General features: G+C 34.3%; 13 protein-coding genes and 1 pseudogene. All 14 read left to right on the plus strand.

Going from position 1 to position 15,250, the window contains the following annotated elements; all coding sequences use genetic code 11:
* Positions 1-44: 44 nt before the first annotated feature.
* The 14 genes and pseudogenes from ACKF5P_RS03015 (at position 45) to ACKF5P_RS03080 (ending at position 15,237) form a co-directional block, all read left to right on the plus strand.
* Positions 45-1,343 carry a GntP family permease gene (locus tag ACKF5P_RS03015; RefSeq protein WP_408956013.1) on the plus strand — a complete coding sequence of 433 codons (1,299 nt, stop codon included), beginning with the start codon at positions 45-47 and terminating at the stop codon, positions 1,341-1,343.
* 106 nt (positions 1,344-1,449) lie between these two features.
* On the plus strand, positions 1,450-2,193 hold the full coding sequence (fabG, locus tag ACKF5P_RS03020; RefSeq protein WP_408956014.1) for a 3-oxoacyl-ACP reductase FabG: 744 nt from the start codon (positions 1,450-1,452) through the stop codon (positions 2,191-2,193).
* 98 nt (positions 2,194-2,291) lie between these two features.
* Entirely contained in the window at positions 2,292-3,137 is an 846-nt protein-coding gene (locus ACKF5P_RS03025) for a 3-hydroxyacyl-CoA dehydrogenase family protein (RefSeq protein WP_408956015.1), read from the plus strand.
* 27 nt (positions 3,138-3,164) lie between these two features.
* The gene (locus ACKF5P_RS03030; RefSeq protein WP_408956016.1) at positions 3,165-4,343 is read left to right on the plus strand and encodes an acetyl-CoA C-acetyltransferase; all 1,179 of its coding nucleotides are present in this window, start codon (positions 3,165-3,167) and stop codon (positions 4,341-4,343) included.
* Positions 4,344-4,699: 356 nt separating this feature from the next.
* A pseudogene (gene codY, locus ACKF5P_RS03035) lies at positions 4,700-5,409 on the plus strand (GTP-sensing pleiotropic transcriptional regulator CodY).
* Between the two features lie 101 nt (positions 5,410-5,510).
* Positions 5,511-6,818 (plus strand): DUF1576 domain-containing protein, encoded by a 1,308-nt coding sequence (locus tag ACKF5P_RS03040; RefSeq protein ID WP_408956017.1) that lies wholly within the window; start codon positions 5,511-5,513, stop codon positions 6,816-6,818.
* Position 6,819: 1 nt separating this feature from the next.
* On the plus strand, positions 6,820-7,152 hold the full coding sequence (locus ACKF5P_RS03045; RefSeq protein ID WP_408956018.1) for a hypothetical protein: 333 nt from the start codon (positions 6,820-6,822) through the stop codon (positions 7,150-7,152).
* 41 nt (positions 7,153-7,193) lie between these two features.
* The gene (locus ACKF5P_RS03050) at positions 7,194-7,586 is read left to right on the plus strand and encodes a thioesterase family protein (RefSeq protein WP_408956019.1); all 393 of its coding nucleotides are present in this window, start codon (positions 7,194-7,196) and stop codon (positions 7,584-7,586) included.
* Between the two features lie 157 nt (positions 7,587-7,743).
* Positions 7,744-9,111: a Trk system potassium transporter TrkA gene (gene trkA, locus ACKF5P_RS03055; RefSeq protein WP_408956020.1), complete on the plus strand. Its 1,368-nt coding sequence runs from the start codon at positions 7,744-7,746 to the stop codon at positions 9,109-9,111.
* An 11-nt stretch (positions 9,112-9,122) separates the two neighbouring features.
* Positions 9,123-10,562 (plus strand): TrkH family potassium uptake protein, encoded by a 1,440-nt coding sequence (locus ACKF5P_RS03060; RefSeq protein WP_408956021.1) that lies wholly within the window; start codon positions 9,123-9,125, stop codon positions 10,560-10,562.
* Between the two features lie 95 nt (positions 10,563-10,657).
* Positions 10,658-11,350 (plus strand): response regulator, encoded by a 693-nt coding sequence (locus ACKF5P_RS03065; protein ID WP_408956022.1) that lies wholly within the window; start codon positions 10,658-10,660, stop codon positions 11,348-11,350.
* A complete protein-coding gene (locus tag ACKF5P_RS03070; RefSeq protein WP_408956023.1) occupies positions 11,328-12,788 on the plus strand; it encodes an ATP-binding protein in 1,461 nt (486 codons plus the stop codon). Before ACKF5P_RS03065 ends, ACKF5P_RS03070 begins: the two co-directional genes overlap by 23 nt.
* 211 nt (positions 12,789-12,999) lie before the next feature.
* On the plus strand, positions 13,000-14,121 hold the full coding sequence (locus ACKF5P_RS03075) for a S1C family serine protease (RefSeq protein WP_408956024.1): 1,122 nt from the start codon (positions 13,000-13,002) through the stop codon (positions 14,119-14,121).
* A gap of 216 nt (positions 14,122-14,337) precedes the next feature.
* Positions 14,338-15,237 (plus strand): cation diffusion facilitator family transporter, encoded by a 900-nt coding sequence (locus ACKF5P_RS03080; RefSeq protein WP_408956025.1) that lies wholly within the window; start codon positions 14,338-14,340, stop codon positions 15,235-15,237.
* Positions 15,238-15,250 lie beyond the last annotated feature (13 nt).

Consider the following 15,250-nt stretch of genomic DNA (forward strand, 5'->3'; position numbering starts at 1 on the left):
TTGCACTAGATCATACAACCAATAAAATTGAGGGGGATTAACTAATGGATTTATCTTTAATTGGAATTATAATTGGATTAGCAGGGTTGATGTATGCTTGTATGAAAGGCCTAAGTATTATAGTTGCTGCACCTATATTCTCTTTAGTTGTTGCTGGAACTGGTGGATTGCCACTATTGGAAGCATTTTTAGAGACCTTTATGGGAGGAGCAGTAGGTTATGTTAAGGCTTTCTTCCCAATGTTCATGTTAGGAGCAGTCTTCGGTAAGGTGATGGAAGATACAGGAGCTGCTTCAGCAGTAGGTAATTGGGTAATTGATAAGATTGGTTCGGATAAAGCTATTTTAGCAGTTGTTGCAGCATGTGGTGTCTTGACTTATGGTGGTATCAGCTTATTTGTTGTGGTATTTACGATGTATCCGCTAGCAATGGGAATCTTTAAGGAAGCTGACCTACCAAGGCGATTAATTCCAGGTTCTATTGCCTTAGGTGCATTTACCTTTACAATGACAGCAATTCCTGGTACTCCTCAGATTCAGAATATTATTCCGACTGAGTTCTTTGGTACTGATGCAATGGCAGCTCCAATTATTGGTTTAGTAGGTGCTGTAATTATGTCAGTTGGTGGAGTTATGTATCTAAATCGTGAAGCAAGAAAAGCTAAAGAAAATGGTGAATTTTTTGATGTAGGAGACGCTGAAGAGTATGAGGATGTTTCTGCCGATGAACTGCCAAGCTTTGGCTTGTCAATCATACCTCTAGTCAGTGTTGTACTCTTATTAAATCTATTTGGAATGGATATTAATGCAGCTTTATTCTGGGGAGTCGTTCTAGCTATTGTTCTATTATGGGATAAGTTGGAAACTGTGGCCCAGCTTAAAGAGACACTTAATACTGGTGCTACTGGCTCATTGACTGCAATTATGAATACAGGACTTGCAGTAGGGTTTGGTTCAGTTGTACAGGCAGTACCAGGTTTTGATACTATGGTAGAAGGGCTGACTCGATTTACTTTTGGAAACCCTTATCTTTATGGAGTAGTTTCAACTAATACACTAGCTGGAGCAACAGGTTCAGCTTCTGGTGGAATGAGTATTGCGTTAGAGGCATTATCTGAATCGTTTTTAGCGATGGGTGGAAATCCTGAGATGCTTCATAGAACAATTGCTTTAGCATCTGGAGGATTAGATGTTTTACCTCATAATGGAGCAGTAATTACTTTGTTGATTGTTTGTGGATTAACTCATGAAGATTCTTATAAAGATATTTTTGTAGTATCATTAGCAATTCCAGTTCTTGCTGGATTAGTTGGTGTATTACTTGCTACTATGGGAATTGCGTAATAACTAACTAAGAGCAAAAAGTAAATAATGAAAACAGGTTATTTAAAGGTGAGAAGTTGGTTATTATAAGAAAAGTAAGACTAATATAATAATGGAGGGGACAATTATGAGATTAGAAGGAAAAGTTGCAATTGTTACTGGAGCTGCAAAAGGAATTGGAGAGGAGACTGCACTTACTTTTGCTCGAGAAGGAGCTAAGGTAGTTGTGGCAGATTATGATGCTGAAGCTGGTGAAGATACTGCCAAGCAGATTACTGAAGCTGGTGGAGAAGCTATCTTTATAGAAGTGGATGTCTCTGATGTTGAAGCTACTAAAGAGATGATTGACCAGACAGTTGAAGAGTTTGGAAAGTTAGATGTTCTTGTTAATAATGCAGGAATAACTGCTGATGGATTCTTAATTAAGACGAGTGAAGAAGCTTGGGATAGAGTTATAGATATTAACTTAAAAGGTGTCTTTAACTGTACTAAGCCTGCAGCTAAGGTAATGATGAAGCAAAATTCTGGAGTAATTTTGAATGCTTCTTCTGTAGTAGGACTTTATGGTAATGTTGGACAGACTAATTATGCTGCTACTAAGTTTGGAGTAATCGGAATGACTAAGACTTGGGCTAAGGAGTTAGCTCCGAAAGGTATTAGAGTTAATGCTGTTGCACCTGGTTTTATTCAAACTCCAATGACTGATGAAGTACCAGATAAAGTATTAGGTGCTATGGAGAAGAAGACACCATTAAAGAAATTAGGAAAACCAGAAGATATCGCTAATGCTTACCTATATCTTGCTTCTGATGAAGCTTCTTATGTTAATGGTGAAATCTTAAGTGTTGATGGTGGATTAGTTCTTGGATAATTAAGTTATCAATTATGAGCTATGGGTTATCAGCTGTGAACTATAAATTCATTGTTTAATAACCCCATAGCTCAAATTTTTAAAACTGGGGGGCTAATATGGATAAGATAGCTGTAATAGGAGCAGGTACTATGGGAAGTGGAATTGCTCAAATAAGTGCTCAAGCTGGTTTTGAAGTTATTATAAGAGACCTCAAGGAAGATTATCTAGAGAAAGGATTAACTAAGATTAAAAAGAATTTAGATAAAGCAACAAAAAAAGGTCTTATTGATAGTGAAGAAAAAGAGAATGTATTAGATAATATTAATTTAACTACTAATATTGAAGAATTAGCAGATGTTGATTTAGTGATTGAAGCAATTGTTGAGAATTTAGAGATAAAACAAGATGTCTTTCAAAAGTTAGATCAAATTTGTAAAGAAGAAACAATATTAGCAACTAATACTTCTGCATTGAGTATTACACAATTAGCTACAGCTACTACACGTCCAGAGAAAGTATTAGGAATTCACTTTTTCAATCCAGTGCCAGTAATGAAATTGGTAGAATTGATTAAGGGAATGACGACTTCACAAGAGAGTTTTGACAGAGCTGAAGAGTTTATTGCTCAAGTTGATAAAGAAGTAGTAAAAGTTGAAGAAGCACCCGGTTTTATAGTCAATCGAATCTTGATACCAATGGTTAATGAAGCAGCTTTCTTATTGACTGAAGGGGTTGCTAGTGCAGAGGATATTGACCAAGCTATGAAATTAGGGGCTAACCATCCGTTAGGGCCTCTAGCTTTAGGGGATTTGATTGGTTTAGATGTCTGTTTAGCAATTATGGAGACATTATATGATGAATTTAAGGATAGTAAGTATCGACCTGCACCTTTATTACGGAAAAAGGTACGGGCAAAGCAGTTAGGACGTAAGACAGGACAAGGCTTTTATAATTATAAATAAATAAGTATAAAACAAGGGGGAATAATAATGAAGGAAGTTGTAGTTGCAAGTGCAGTTAGAACAGCTATTGGTAGTTTTGGTGGGACATTAAAGAATGTGGATGCTGTTGATCTAGGAGCATCAGTGATTGAGGAAGCATTAAAGAGAGCTAATGTAGATGCAGAAGAAGTAAATGAAGTACTTTTTGGTAATGTATTGCAAGCAGGATTAGGTCAGAATCCAGCTCGTCAAGCATCAATTAAAGCAGGATTGCCAGTTGAGGTTCCAGCAGTAACAATCAATAAAGTCTGTGGTTCTGGTTTGAAGACAGTTAATTTAGCTGCTCAAGCTATTAGAGCAGGAGACGGAGATGTTTTTGTTGTTGGTGGAATGGAAAATATGAGCCAAGCTCCTTATGTTCAGAAGAAAGCTCGTTGGGGAGAGAGAATGGGTCATGGTAAGCTAGTTGATGTAATGATTCAAGATGGATTATGGTGTGCATTCAATGATTATCATATGGGAATTACAGCTGAAAACATTGTAGAAGAATATGATCTTACTCGAGAAGAGCAAGATGAATTTGCAGCAATTAGTCAGCAACGAGCAGAGAAAGCTCAAGCTGAAGATAGATTCCAAGATGAAATTGTACCAATAGAGATACCACAACGTAGAGGAGAGCCAATCACTTTTGCTAAGGATGAATATCCAAAAGCAGGGGTTACAGCAGAAGGATTAGGTAAATTACGTCCAGCATTTAAAAAGAATGGAACAGTAACGGCAGGAAATGCTTCAGGAATTAATGATGGAGCTGCTGCATTAGTTATTATGTCTAAAGAAAAGGCAGAAAAGTTAGGAGTTGAACCATTAGCTACGATCAAATCTTATGCTTCAGCAGGAGTAGACCCTAAGATTATGGGGACAGGGCCAGTTCCTTCTTCTCAAAAAGCATTAGAGAAGGCTGATTTGAAGGTAGAAGATTTAGATTTAATTGAAGCTAATGAAGCTTTTGCATCTCAATCATTGGCGGTAGTTAAAGATTTAGGATTGGATACTGATAAGGTAAATGTTAATGGTGGTTCAATCTCTTTAGGACATCCAATTGGTGCTAGTGGAGCAAGAATCTTTGTTACTTTATTGCATGAGATGAAGAAACAAGAGTCTCAATATGGATTAGCTACTTTATGTATCGGTGGTGGCCAAGGCGCTGCGACTGTTGTAGAGAGATAAAGATAATTAACAATTACAGTATTAGTTACTCGATATCTACTAGGAAATCCAACTGGCCATCAAGTAGAGGGAGCAGAGTTGAGATTGGCCCTTAACTTCGGTGGTAGTGCAGTTAGTAATTATAGATATCAAACTTTAAACAGATAAAGCAATTAGAAGATAAAGCAGACATTTTTAAATGAAAATGTTCTGCTTTATTCTTTTGTTATCAGTCAATAAGTGGTTAAAAATGTAAAATTAAGCATCAGCTTCTGTAATCAATCTGAGTAAAAATTTATATTAAAGGGGTTGATTTTTAGGGGGCTTAAATGTTAATATTAAGTAGGAATATAAATTTAAATTTTAAGGAGAGAAAAATGAAAAAGTTATTGGGAAAGATGCGACAAATAAATAAATCGTTATAATATTATGCTAATCGAGTAATTGATTTTAATGAAATAGCAAATGTTTTGCAAAAGGTCATAAGAGCTAATGTATATATAATCGATAATATAGAGAAAATTTTAGGATATAATTTACTTTCTAAATTCGAATGTGAATTAATGCACCAAGAAGTTATTGAGCAAAGAGAGTTTCCTGCTGATTATAATAAATGGGCAAAAAGTAATAATTGTATCTTTAAGGATGAGATTTGTGTGTTTAAAGGAAAATTAATTACAGTTATTCCTATTAATGGTGGTGGGGAGAGGCTAGGTACTTTAATTATGGCTAGATTTGATCATAAGTTTGAAGAGGATGATTTAGTATTAGCTGAATATGGGGCAGCAGTAGTAGGAATGAAGATTTTGCAGTTGAAGAAAAAAAAAAGAGAAGAGAAAGTTCGTGAAAGAACAGCTGCTCAAATTGCGATAGAAACTTTATCTTATTCTGAGTTAGAAGCTATTTATAATATATTGATAGAGTTGGAAGGGCAAGAAGGGTTACTAATAGCAAGCAAGATTGCTGATAGGATTGGATTACTTGTTCAGTAATTGTTAATGCTTTAAGAAAGTTTGAGAGTGAAGGAGTAATTAAATCAAGGTCATTAGGAATGAAAGGGACACATATTAAAATTTTAAATGAATAGGTAATCAATCATTTAGAAAAGGCACAAATTTAAATTAGGTTTTTGAAGTTGAAGTATCTTAAGAATGAATAAAAAATCAGAAAATTTAGGAGGTAATAAAATTGAGTTTAGGGAATTCAGTTAATGTATCTGTAGGGGGTAAGGCGGAAGAAGGGATAATTCCTAAAACAATTGAAGCAACAGAAAATTTGAAGTTTTCAATTTTGTTAGGTTATGCTATTGTTGTCTTATTTTCATCTTTGTTATTTAATACACCAAGGGAAATAATAGAGGGTTTGTATAATTTAACGCTGTCACCTAGTGTCTTAGTTTCTGATTATATAGTAATTGGTAATTTAGGAGCTGCACTTTTTAATAGTGGGTTATTGATGATTATTTCTATTTATATTGCTAAATTCAGCGATGCTAGTATGAATGGAACAGTGATTGCTGCTGTGTTGACAGTAGGAGGCTTTGCTTTCTTTGGGAAAAACTTTTATAATATTTGGTCTATTTTTTGTGGAGTCTATTTATATGCGAAGGTTCAAGGGGAGGATTTTGGTAAATTTCTTTTAGTAGCTTTATTTGGAACTGCTTTAGGGCCGTTGGTAAGTCAAACTACTTTTGGATTAGGATTGCCACTTGTATCAGGTGTTATTTTAGGTAACCTTCTTGGAATAGCTGCTGGTTTTATTTTACCTCCATTGGCCAATCATGTAGTTAAGTTTCATCAAGGTTTTAATATTTATAATGTTGGATTTACTGCTGGAATGGTTGGTAGTTTATTTATGTCATTATTTAGGGCTTTTGGTGCAGAAAGCAATGCTGTATCAATAGTTGCTAGTGGATATAATTATAAATTAGGAATTTATTTAACAGTATTGTTCTCTTCAATGCTTGTTTTGGGATATTTATTTAATGATAGAGGTTTTAGTGGATATGATAGTTTATTAGAGAGCTCAGGAAGATTGGTAGATGATTATGTGACTACCGAAGGTTTTGGTTTATGTTTTATTAATATGGGATTATTAGGGTTATTGTCTACTTTTTATGTCTTGATTATTGGTGGAGAGATAAGTGGTTCAGTTGTAGGAGGAATTTTTACAATTGTTGGGTTTGGTGCTTTTGGTAAGCATTTGAAGAATATTACTCCATTGTTAATTGGGGTTTATTTAGCTTCTTGGATTCAAACTTGGGAAGTTACTGCTACCGGTTCGTTGTTAGCTGCTTTATTTGGGACTACTTTGGCCCCGATAGCTGGTGAATTTGGTTGGAAGAGTGGAATTTTAGCTGGTTTTATTCATATGGCTGTAGTAATGAATGTAGGTTATTTGCATGGAGGAATGAATCTTTATAATAATGGATTTGCAGGAGGACTGGTAGCAGCAATGCTTGTTCCAATATTAGTTTCTCTTAAGAAAGGAAATTAAAATGAAAAATTCTAAAAAGATAATTAAAGTAGTTGGTGAATTAATGAGTTTTTATTATCAACTTGGAATTAGACAGATTGAGATTGATGTTAAAGATGGTTCTGAGCAGATGGTAGTTTCTATTAAAGGTGAAAAAGAGAAGATTGATAATGAGAGACTAGAGGAAGTAAATGAATTATTAAATACGCCTAGACAGGCACAGGTTGAAGAGTATTATTGGAAATTAGCTGGAGAGAGTGGTCAGGCTTCGGAATTATCTTTGTTAGGTATGATGATTGATAAAGCGGAAGTGAGTTATGAAGATAGTATTTTAGAGATTAAGGTTTATAGATAGGAATAATTAATAAAAATTTTAGGTAGCTAGGAGGAGCTTATATGAAGGATATTAAACCTGGTTTAATTGGAAGAGCTTCTACAAAAGTAACTGAAATGAATACTGCTAGAGAGTATAATAGTGGTATGGTTGATGTTTATGCAACTCCAGCCATGATTGCTTTAATGGAGCAGGCAGCAGCTGAGGCAGTTGCAGATTATTTACTAGAAACTGAAGCAACAGTTGGTACTAATATCGAGGTTAGACATTTGGCAGCTACTCCATTAGAAATGGAAGTAACAGCTGAAGCTGAATTGGTTGAAGTTGATGGTAGAAGGCTTATTTTTGAGGTTAGAGTTGAAGATGAAGTAGAAGAGGTTGGAGCAGGACGTCATGAACGATTTGTAATTGAATTAGATAAATTTCATCAACAGGCAGAAAATAAGTCAAATTAATTTAGCTTATTAAATAAAATTAAATATAATGATAAAAAGCTTATCTTGTTTTTAAGATAAGCTTTTTTTATTTTGGATTTAAGAATTAGCTAAAAGGTAATTTTCATCTCAGTTATTGCATAAATTATAATAGTGATTTGATGAAAGGATAGATATTATGAAAGAGGTAGTTAAGAAGGTTAAAAAGGTGACTAAGGACTTTACTACTTCCTCGTTACAGACAATTATTGTGGGGGGGAGTGAAGTAGGGATTCAGTTGGCAGAACGTTTGATTCAAATGGGCCAAGATGTTGTGATGATTGAAAAGGATGCTTTGTTAAGAAAACAGATTCAAGAAAGAATAGATGTATTAACTTTAAAAGGGGACGGGATAGATTTAGATCTTTTAGATAAGGCAGGAATCGATAAGACTAATCTGTTGATTGCACTTACTGAAGATGATCGCAATAATTTATTGACAGGGATTTATGCTCAAAAGTTAGGGGTCAAGGATATAATTGTTCAAGTAAAGCAGATTAAAAATCTTGCTTTGGATCTACAATTAGATAAATTAAAACTTGATTTGGTGGTTAATCCTTCTGAAATGGTAATTAAACGGGTTAAGAATTTAATTAAACCGGGGATGAGATTAGAGGTTGATAAGTTTTTAAGTAAGAAGGTTCAGATCTCTGAGTTTAAGATTTCTCATCAAAGTAATTTTGCTTATAATACTGTTAGTGAGTTAAAGCTTCCTGGTAATTCTTTGGTTTTAGTTGTTTTAAGAAAGGGTAGGGTAATTATTCCTCAAGGGAAGGATAAAATTTATCCGGGAGATAGATTATATATTATCTGTCCAAAAGGTTTTAAAAAGAAATTTGGTAAATTAATTAGTAGTTATTCAGAGGATAAGGAGAAGATAGTTTTAGTAGGAGAAGGAGAGATTAACTATCAATTAGCCAAATTCTTTGCTCCTCAATCTGTTGTTACTATCATTGAGGAGAATTTAAAAAAGTGTGAAAAGTTAGCTGATAATTTAGAAGATGTCTTAGTTTTGCAGGGAGCTGGAACAGATGTTGATCTTTTGAAAGAAGAAGGGGTTGCTAAAGCTGATGCATTTGTGGCAGTTACTGATGATGATGAAGCTAATTTAGTGATGTCAGTTTTGGCCCAAAAGCTAGGGGTTAAAAGATCAATAGCAGTTGTAGATAAGATTAATTATAGTTACTTAACAGAGTTTTTAAGTATTGATAATATCATCTGTCCATCATTAATTACTATTGACACTATTTTAGATTATCTGCATCAGGGACAAGTTGGCGGAATGATTACTTTTGGTGGGCAGGTCAAGTTTTCTAAAGTGACTTATGGTAGGCAGAGGTCTATTAAAATAAAGGATTTAAAGTTGCCTGCTGATCTGATTGTTGGTTTAGTTTATCGAGGAAAAAAAGTGATCATTCCTAGGGGGAATACTAGACTAGAGTGTAAAGATGAGTTGCTTATTTTTTCTTTAGCAACAAATGAGACAGTTGAGAGTTATTTTAAATAGGGGGTAACTAAATGAGATTAAAAATTGTATTTAATATGTTAGGTACATTGTTACTTTTTATTGGAGTTAGTATGATACTCCCTATCTTAGTTTCACTATATTATCAGGAATCTGATGGAATTGCTTTTATAGTAGCTTCGGGTTTTACTATCAGTAGTGGAAAGCTATTAAAACGTTTTAGTGATGATAAAGAAAATATTAGACATCGGGAAGGTTTTGCTATTGTGACATTAGGTTGGATAATTATTTCTATTTTTGGAGCTGTACCATTTATGTTAGCTGGGGTGTTTGACAATTTTGTGGACGCTTTCTTTGAAAGCGTCAGTGGTTTTACTACTACGGGTGCTACGGTAATTATGTCTTTAGAAAGCTTATCACATACAATTTTATTTTGGCGGAGTTTAATGCATTGGTTGGGTGGGATGGGCATTATTGTGATGTCGATTGCAATCTTACCTGAATTAGCAGGGTCAATGCAGTTATTTAAAGCAGAGGTCCCAGGGCCAGTTCATGAAAGATTGAAACCAAGAATTAGAGAAACGGCCAAGACATTATGGGTTGTTTATATTGTATTGACTTTTTTGCAGATGTTTTTATTGGCTTTAAATGAAATGCCTTTATTTGATGCTGTAATTCATTCTTTTGGCACGATGTCAACGGGAGGCTTTTCTTCGCGAACGTTGAGCGTTAAGGCTTATGATAGCATTATTATTGAGGCAATTATGGCAGCCTTTATGTTTATGGCTGGGATTAATCTTACTTTGCATTATCAGGTTTTGACAGGTAATATTAAGTCATTACTAAAGGATAAAGAGTTTAGATTTTATGCTTTTATAGTAGTAACAGCTATTTTTTTGATTACATTGAATCTCCGTTTGCAGGTTTATAAAACCTTTCTTTCTTCATTGAAGTATGCTGCTTTCCAAGTTACTTCGATTATTAGCACAGCTGGATTTGCGACAGTTGATTATGATATTTGGCCCCCTTTTTCTCGTGGAATATTATTGGTTTTGATGTTTATTGGAGGTTGTGCAGGTTCTACTGCTGGGGGGATTAAGGTGATCAGAATCTATGCACTAATGAAGAAGGGTTTTCAGGAATTATATAAGTTAATTCATCCGCGAGCTGTAACTTCATTGAAGATAGGTAATCAGGCTATTTCGGAGGAGGTTTCTACAAGTATTTTAGGTTTTTTCTTCTTATATATTATTGTCTTTGTAATCTCTACAATTACCTTGGCTTCTTTTGGAATTGATTTAATCAGTTCAATCTCAGCAGTAGCAGCTACTTTAGGAAATATTGGTCCTGGGCTGGGCTTGATTGGCCCTTTAAATACCTATGTTCCTCTACCGGTTGTAGGGAAGTTATTATTAAGCTTTTGTATGATCTTAGGTAGATTAGAAATTTATACAGTATTGGTATTTTTATTAGCTGGTTTTTGGCGAAAATAGATTAAATTTTGACTTTATAATTAAAAAAAAGTCAGTTATAATTAAGTATAGATATAATTTAAGTTATAAAGTTTAATTTAGGAGGTGGAGAAAGAGTGGTCACTAAAATTTTAGTAGTTGATGATGATCAAAATCTTTGTAGATTAATGGAAGTTTATTTATCTAAAGAAGATTATCAGATTACTATAGCTAATCAAGGGGAGGAAGCTTTGGATAGTTTTTATGAGTTTAATCCCCATTTAGTAATTTTGGATATTATGCTACCTAAGTTAGATGGCTGGGAAGTCTGTCAGAAGATTAGAGAGAAGTCTAATGTTCCAATTATAATGTTGACGGCAAAAGGAGAAAAACAGGATAAGATTAGAGGGTTAGATTTAGGGGCGGATGATTATGTAACGAAGCCATTTGACCCTGATGAGTTAGTAGCTAGAGTAAAAGCTAATTTAAGACGAGCTGTAGATACACGAGAAGATGATCAAGTCTTATTTTTTCCTAATTTAACTATAGATAATAAGAAGCATCAAGTTAAGATAAAAGGGAAGATATTGGAATTAGCACCTAAGGAGTATGATCTACTCTATTTTTTGTCTAAAAATGAAAAACAGGTATTTAGTAGAGAGCAGTTATTAGATCAAGTTTGGGGTTATAATTTTATTGGAGATATTAGAACTGTGGACACTCATATTAAACGTTTAAGAAATAAAGTTGATAATTGCATTGAGGATTATAATTATTTTCATACAGTTTGGGGAGTGGGTTATAAATTTGAAGTCAATAAAGATTTTTAATACTATTTCTAGTAAATTAATGCTCAGATTTATAATAATAATTTTAGTAACCTTATTTATTCTAGGAGCTTCGTTATCATATCTAGTTCAGAATTATTATTATAGTAATCAAGAAAAGACATTTATAGAGCAAGGTCAAGAGATAGCCAGTTTGGTTCAAAAGTCGATTCATGAAGGAAACTATGATGAAGCATTATCTTTTTTGAGAAGTTCACAGCGGTTTTTTGAAGGTAATGTCTGGATAGTTAACTCTAGGGGGTTGGTATTGGCTACATCTAAACATGAAGAGTTGCAAGGAATTAGATTAGAAGAGCCGGAGATGAGGCGGGTATTTGACGGACAAGTTGTTAAAAAAAGTGGACATTCTGATTATTTTGATGAGTCAGTTTTGTTTGTGGCAGTACCAATTGTTGTTGATGAAGAGGTTTTGGGGGCTGTCTTTGTCTATTCACCATTAGCAGGAATTAGTACGACTTTAGATGATTTGAGGAGATTGATTATTTATGCAGCGTTGATTGCTATTATTTTAACTTTTATATTGAGCTTTAAGTTAACTAAAAGTTTTACTAGACCACTGCGGAAGATGAAACAGATAGCGTTTGATATGGCTCATGGGCAATTTAATGAACGATTAGGGGTAAGAACTGATGATGAAGTAGGGCAGTTGGCCCATTCGTTTAATTATTTGGCTGATAGATTACAAGAAACTATTTATTCGCTGCAGGGAAAAGAAGAATTACAGCGTAGATTTGTGGCTGATGTTTCTCATGAGTTAAGAACTCCTTTGACTTCAATCCAAGGGTTTGTTAAGGCGTTGCGTGATGGAGTTTATGACTCTGAGGTGGATAAACGTGAATATTATTCAATAGTATTAGGTGAAGTGGAGAGGTTAATTAGACTAGTTAATGATTTATTAGATTTATCACAAATTGAAATGGAACAGATTAAGATGGAGATTGAGGTTTTAGACATAGAGTACTTAATCAATGTCTCTGTTAAAAATTTACAACCTAAGATTGCTGAAAAGAATTTGAATATAGATGTTGAAGTACCAGAAGGATTTTCTTTAGTTTTAGGTGATAGGGATAGAATTGAACAGATATTAATTAATTTAATTAGTAATGCTATTGATTTTACCCCTGAAGGTAAGGAAATTAGAATTTTTGCTCAAGAAGGAGAAAGAAAGGTTAGGGTAATGATAGAGGATCAAGGGCCAGGGATTCCTCGTCAAGAGTTGGCTAATATTTGGAATAGGTTTCATAAGGTTGATAAATCAAGAACCCGTAATAAAGGTGGTACAGGTTTGGGTTTATCAATTGTTAGAGAGATTATTAGGCAGCATGATGGTGAAGTGTGGGTTGATAGTGTAGTAGGTGAGGGTTCTAGGTTTGGTTTTAGCTTGATTAAGGCTAATGAGGAAGCAGTGAGAAGTTTTTAAGAGCAGTGAAGAGCCACTAGTAGGAAATTACAAGTTTAAAGCTATGATTTATTAGTAGCTCACGGAGAGTTTTTTGGTTTATAAAAACTCGGAGGTAGTGAACCTTTGTTAGAAATATAACAAAGGTTTCTATAAATAATTCTTTTTAATTATCAATTGTCTTAAAAGGTTTTAACTGTACACTGTAAACTTGCTAAGGGAGGGAGATGTAATGAGGAAATTTGAAGACAGAGTATTTAAGTATGGTTGTTTAATTTTGTTTGGGATCTTAATTGGAAGCTTTTTGATGACAGGTGTTAATGCTAATGCTTTCTGGGGAACAGAAGAAGAGGTTGGAGAAGAGCAACAAGTTGAGCAGGTAGTTATACCTCAAGAAGAAGCAGTTAAGAAAGCTGTACGTGAAGTTGGCCCGGCTGTGGTCAGTATTGTGACTAAGGATACTGAAGTTAAGCGTGATTTCTTTTTTAATCCTATCCCTGAACAGAGGGAAGGAATAGGATCGGGAGTTATTATTGATCAACATGGACATATTTTAACCAATCATCATGTGGTTGGAGGAGTTGATCAGATAGAAGTTTTATTGCCAGATGGGAGAAAATTTTCTGCTGAAGTTGTAGGTGAAGATCCTCGAAATGATTTAGCTGTGATTCAAATTGAAGATTCTGATTTGCCAGTAGCTCCTTTAGGAGATTCAGCTGATTTGGAAGTAGGACAGTTAGCGATTGCTATTGGAAGCCCTTTTGGAGTTGAATTTAGTAATACAGTAACTACTGGTGTTATTAGTGCTTTAGGAAGAGAGATCAGATCTACTACTAGAAGTAGTAGAGGTTCTGTTGTACTTGATGGTCTGATTCAGACAGATGCTTCTATTAATCCAGGTAATAGTGGAGGGCCTTTACTAGATAGTCAAGGTCGAGTAGTAGGAATTAATACTGCTATTATTGGTAGTGCTGAAGGAATTGGCTTTGCGATACCGGTTAATCGGGCCAAAGAGATTATTGATGATTTGATTGAGTATGGTAAGGTAAGAAGGCCTTGGATTGGGATTTATGGAGCTGGAGTGACTGAACAGGTAGCACAATATTATAACTTAGATCTATCAAGTGGTATAATGATTATGCGTGCTGTTTCTAATAGTCCTGCTGCTCAAGCGGGTTTATCACAAGGGGATATAATTATTGAAGCTGACCGCCAAGAAGTAGAAGATATGGATCAATTACAGGAGATTATTGCAAGTAAAGAGATTGGTGAGAGGCTTGAATTATTGATTATGACCAAAGATGGGGATTTAGATTCAGTTGAAGTAACTCTCGGTGAAATGCCTATAGAGTAGAAACTAAAGGCTAGGGTTAATCTTTAAATCTTTGATTAACCTTGGCTTTAGTTTTTAGTGTTGTAATGTAAATTTGATTATAAACATTTTGATTATAAACATTTAGTTTCTTTAGAAACTGTTTTATTGATTAAGAAACACTAATGTGATATCCTAAGTAATACAATTTATTAGTAAGCAACTAATAAATAATAAATTCAGGAGGAAAAGAGAATAATGGAAAAATCCCGTCATGATTTAGGGGTTAAGGTAAGCTTTATTAGCTTAATAGTTAATATTTTATTGTCAATTTTAAAGATAGTTGTAGGGTTTTGGTTTGGTAGTAAGGCTTTAATTGCTGATGGTTTTCACTCTGTATCAGATGTAGTTTCCACTATAATAGTATTTATGAGTTTTAAGGTCTCTAGTCTGCCTCCTGATGATTGTCATCCTTACGGTCACGGTAAAGCTGAATCAATTGCAACAAAATTATTGGGTCTAATCTTAATTCTTACTGGTTTGATGCTGGTCAGGAGTACAGTAATTGATATTATTAATTATGAGCTGAATATCCCTAGTAGTATAGTGCTCTGGACTGCCGTAATATCTATTGTAATAAAAGAAGGATTATGCCGTTATATTATAAGGGTAGGACGAAGGATTGATTCTAAAGGGTTAGTTGCTGATGCTTATCATCATCGCTCTGATGCATTATCTTCTATTGCAGTTTTGATTGGAGCTGGAGGAGCAAGGCTTGGTTATCCTTTGTTAGATCCATTAGCAGGGCTGGTAGTAGCTTTATTTATTATTAAGGTCGGAGGAGAGATATTATTAGATGCCATTGATGATTTAATGGATGCTATACCTAGTCAAGATAAGAAGGATAAGATAATAAAAGAGGTTACTCAAATAGATGATGTGATTACAATTAAAGATGTAAAGTTGAGGGCTTACGGTTCGCGCCTCTTTGTTGATTTAAAGGTTGTTGTAGCTAATGATTTAACGGTTATTGAAGGACATCAGATTGCTGCTGATATTAAAGAAAAAATTAAAAATTCTAATCCTAAAGTAAAAGAGGTTTTGGTTCATGTAGATCCTAAAGATGTAATAGAACCTTTAGTAGATAATGAGCATTAATTGATTTTAGAAT

It is taken from the genome of Natroniella sp. ANB-PHB2, assembly GCF_046097105.1.
GTDB lineage: Bacteria > Bacillota > Halanaerobiia > Halobacteroidales > Halobacteroidaceae > Natroniella.

What these genes read in the sequence shown, in the direction of transcription:
- ACKF5P_RS03015 (WP_408956013.1), top strand. Translation starts at nt 45, where the DNA reads ATGGATTTATCTTTAATTGGAATTATAATTGGATTAGCAGGGTTGATG.
- fabG (WP_408956014.1), top strand. Translation starts at nt 1,450, where the DNA reads ATGAGATTAGAAGGAAAAGTTGCAATTGTTACTGGAGCTGCAAAAGGA.
- ACKF5P_RS03025 (WP_408956015.1), top strand. Translation starts at nt 2,292, where the DNA reads ATGGATAAGATAGCTGTAATAGGAGCAGGTACTATGGGAAGTGGAATT.
- ACKF5P_RS03030 (WP_408956016.1), top strand. Translation starts at nt 3,165, where the DNA reads ATGAAGGAAGTTGTAGTTGCAAGTGCAGTTAGAACAGCTATTGGTAGT.
- ACKF5P_RS03045 (WP_408956018.1), top strand. Translation starts at nt 6,820, where the DNA reads ATGAAAAATTCTAAAAAGATAATTAAAGTAGTTGGTGAATTAATGAGT.
- ACKF5P_RS03050 (WP_408956019.1), top strand. Translation starts at nt 7,194, where the DNA reads ATGAAGGATATTAAACCTGGTTTAATTGGAAGAGCTTCTACAAAAGTA.
- trkA (WP_408956020.1), top strand. Translation starts at nt 7,744, where the DNA reads ATGAAAGAGGTAGTTAAGAAGGTTAAAAAGGTGACTAAGGACTTTACT.
- ACKF5P_RS03060 (WP_408956021.1), top strand. Translation starts at nt 9,123, where the DNA reads ATGAGATTAAAAATTGTATTTAATATGTTAGGTACATTGTTACTTTTT.
- ACKF5P_RS03075 (WP_408956024.1), top strand. Translation starts at nt 13,000, where the DNA reads ATGAGGAAATTTGAAGACAGAGTATTTAAGTATGGTTGTTTAATTTTG.
- ACKF5P_RS03080 (WP_408956025.1), top strand. Translation starts at nt 14,338, where the DNA reads ATGGAAAAATCCCGTCATGATTTAGGGGTTAAGGTAAGCTTTATTAGC.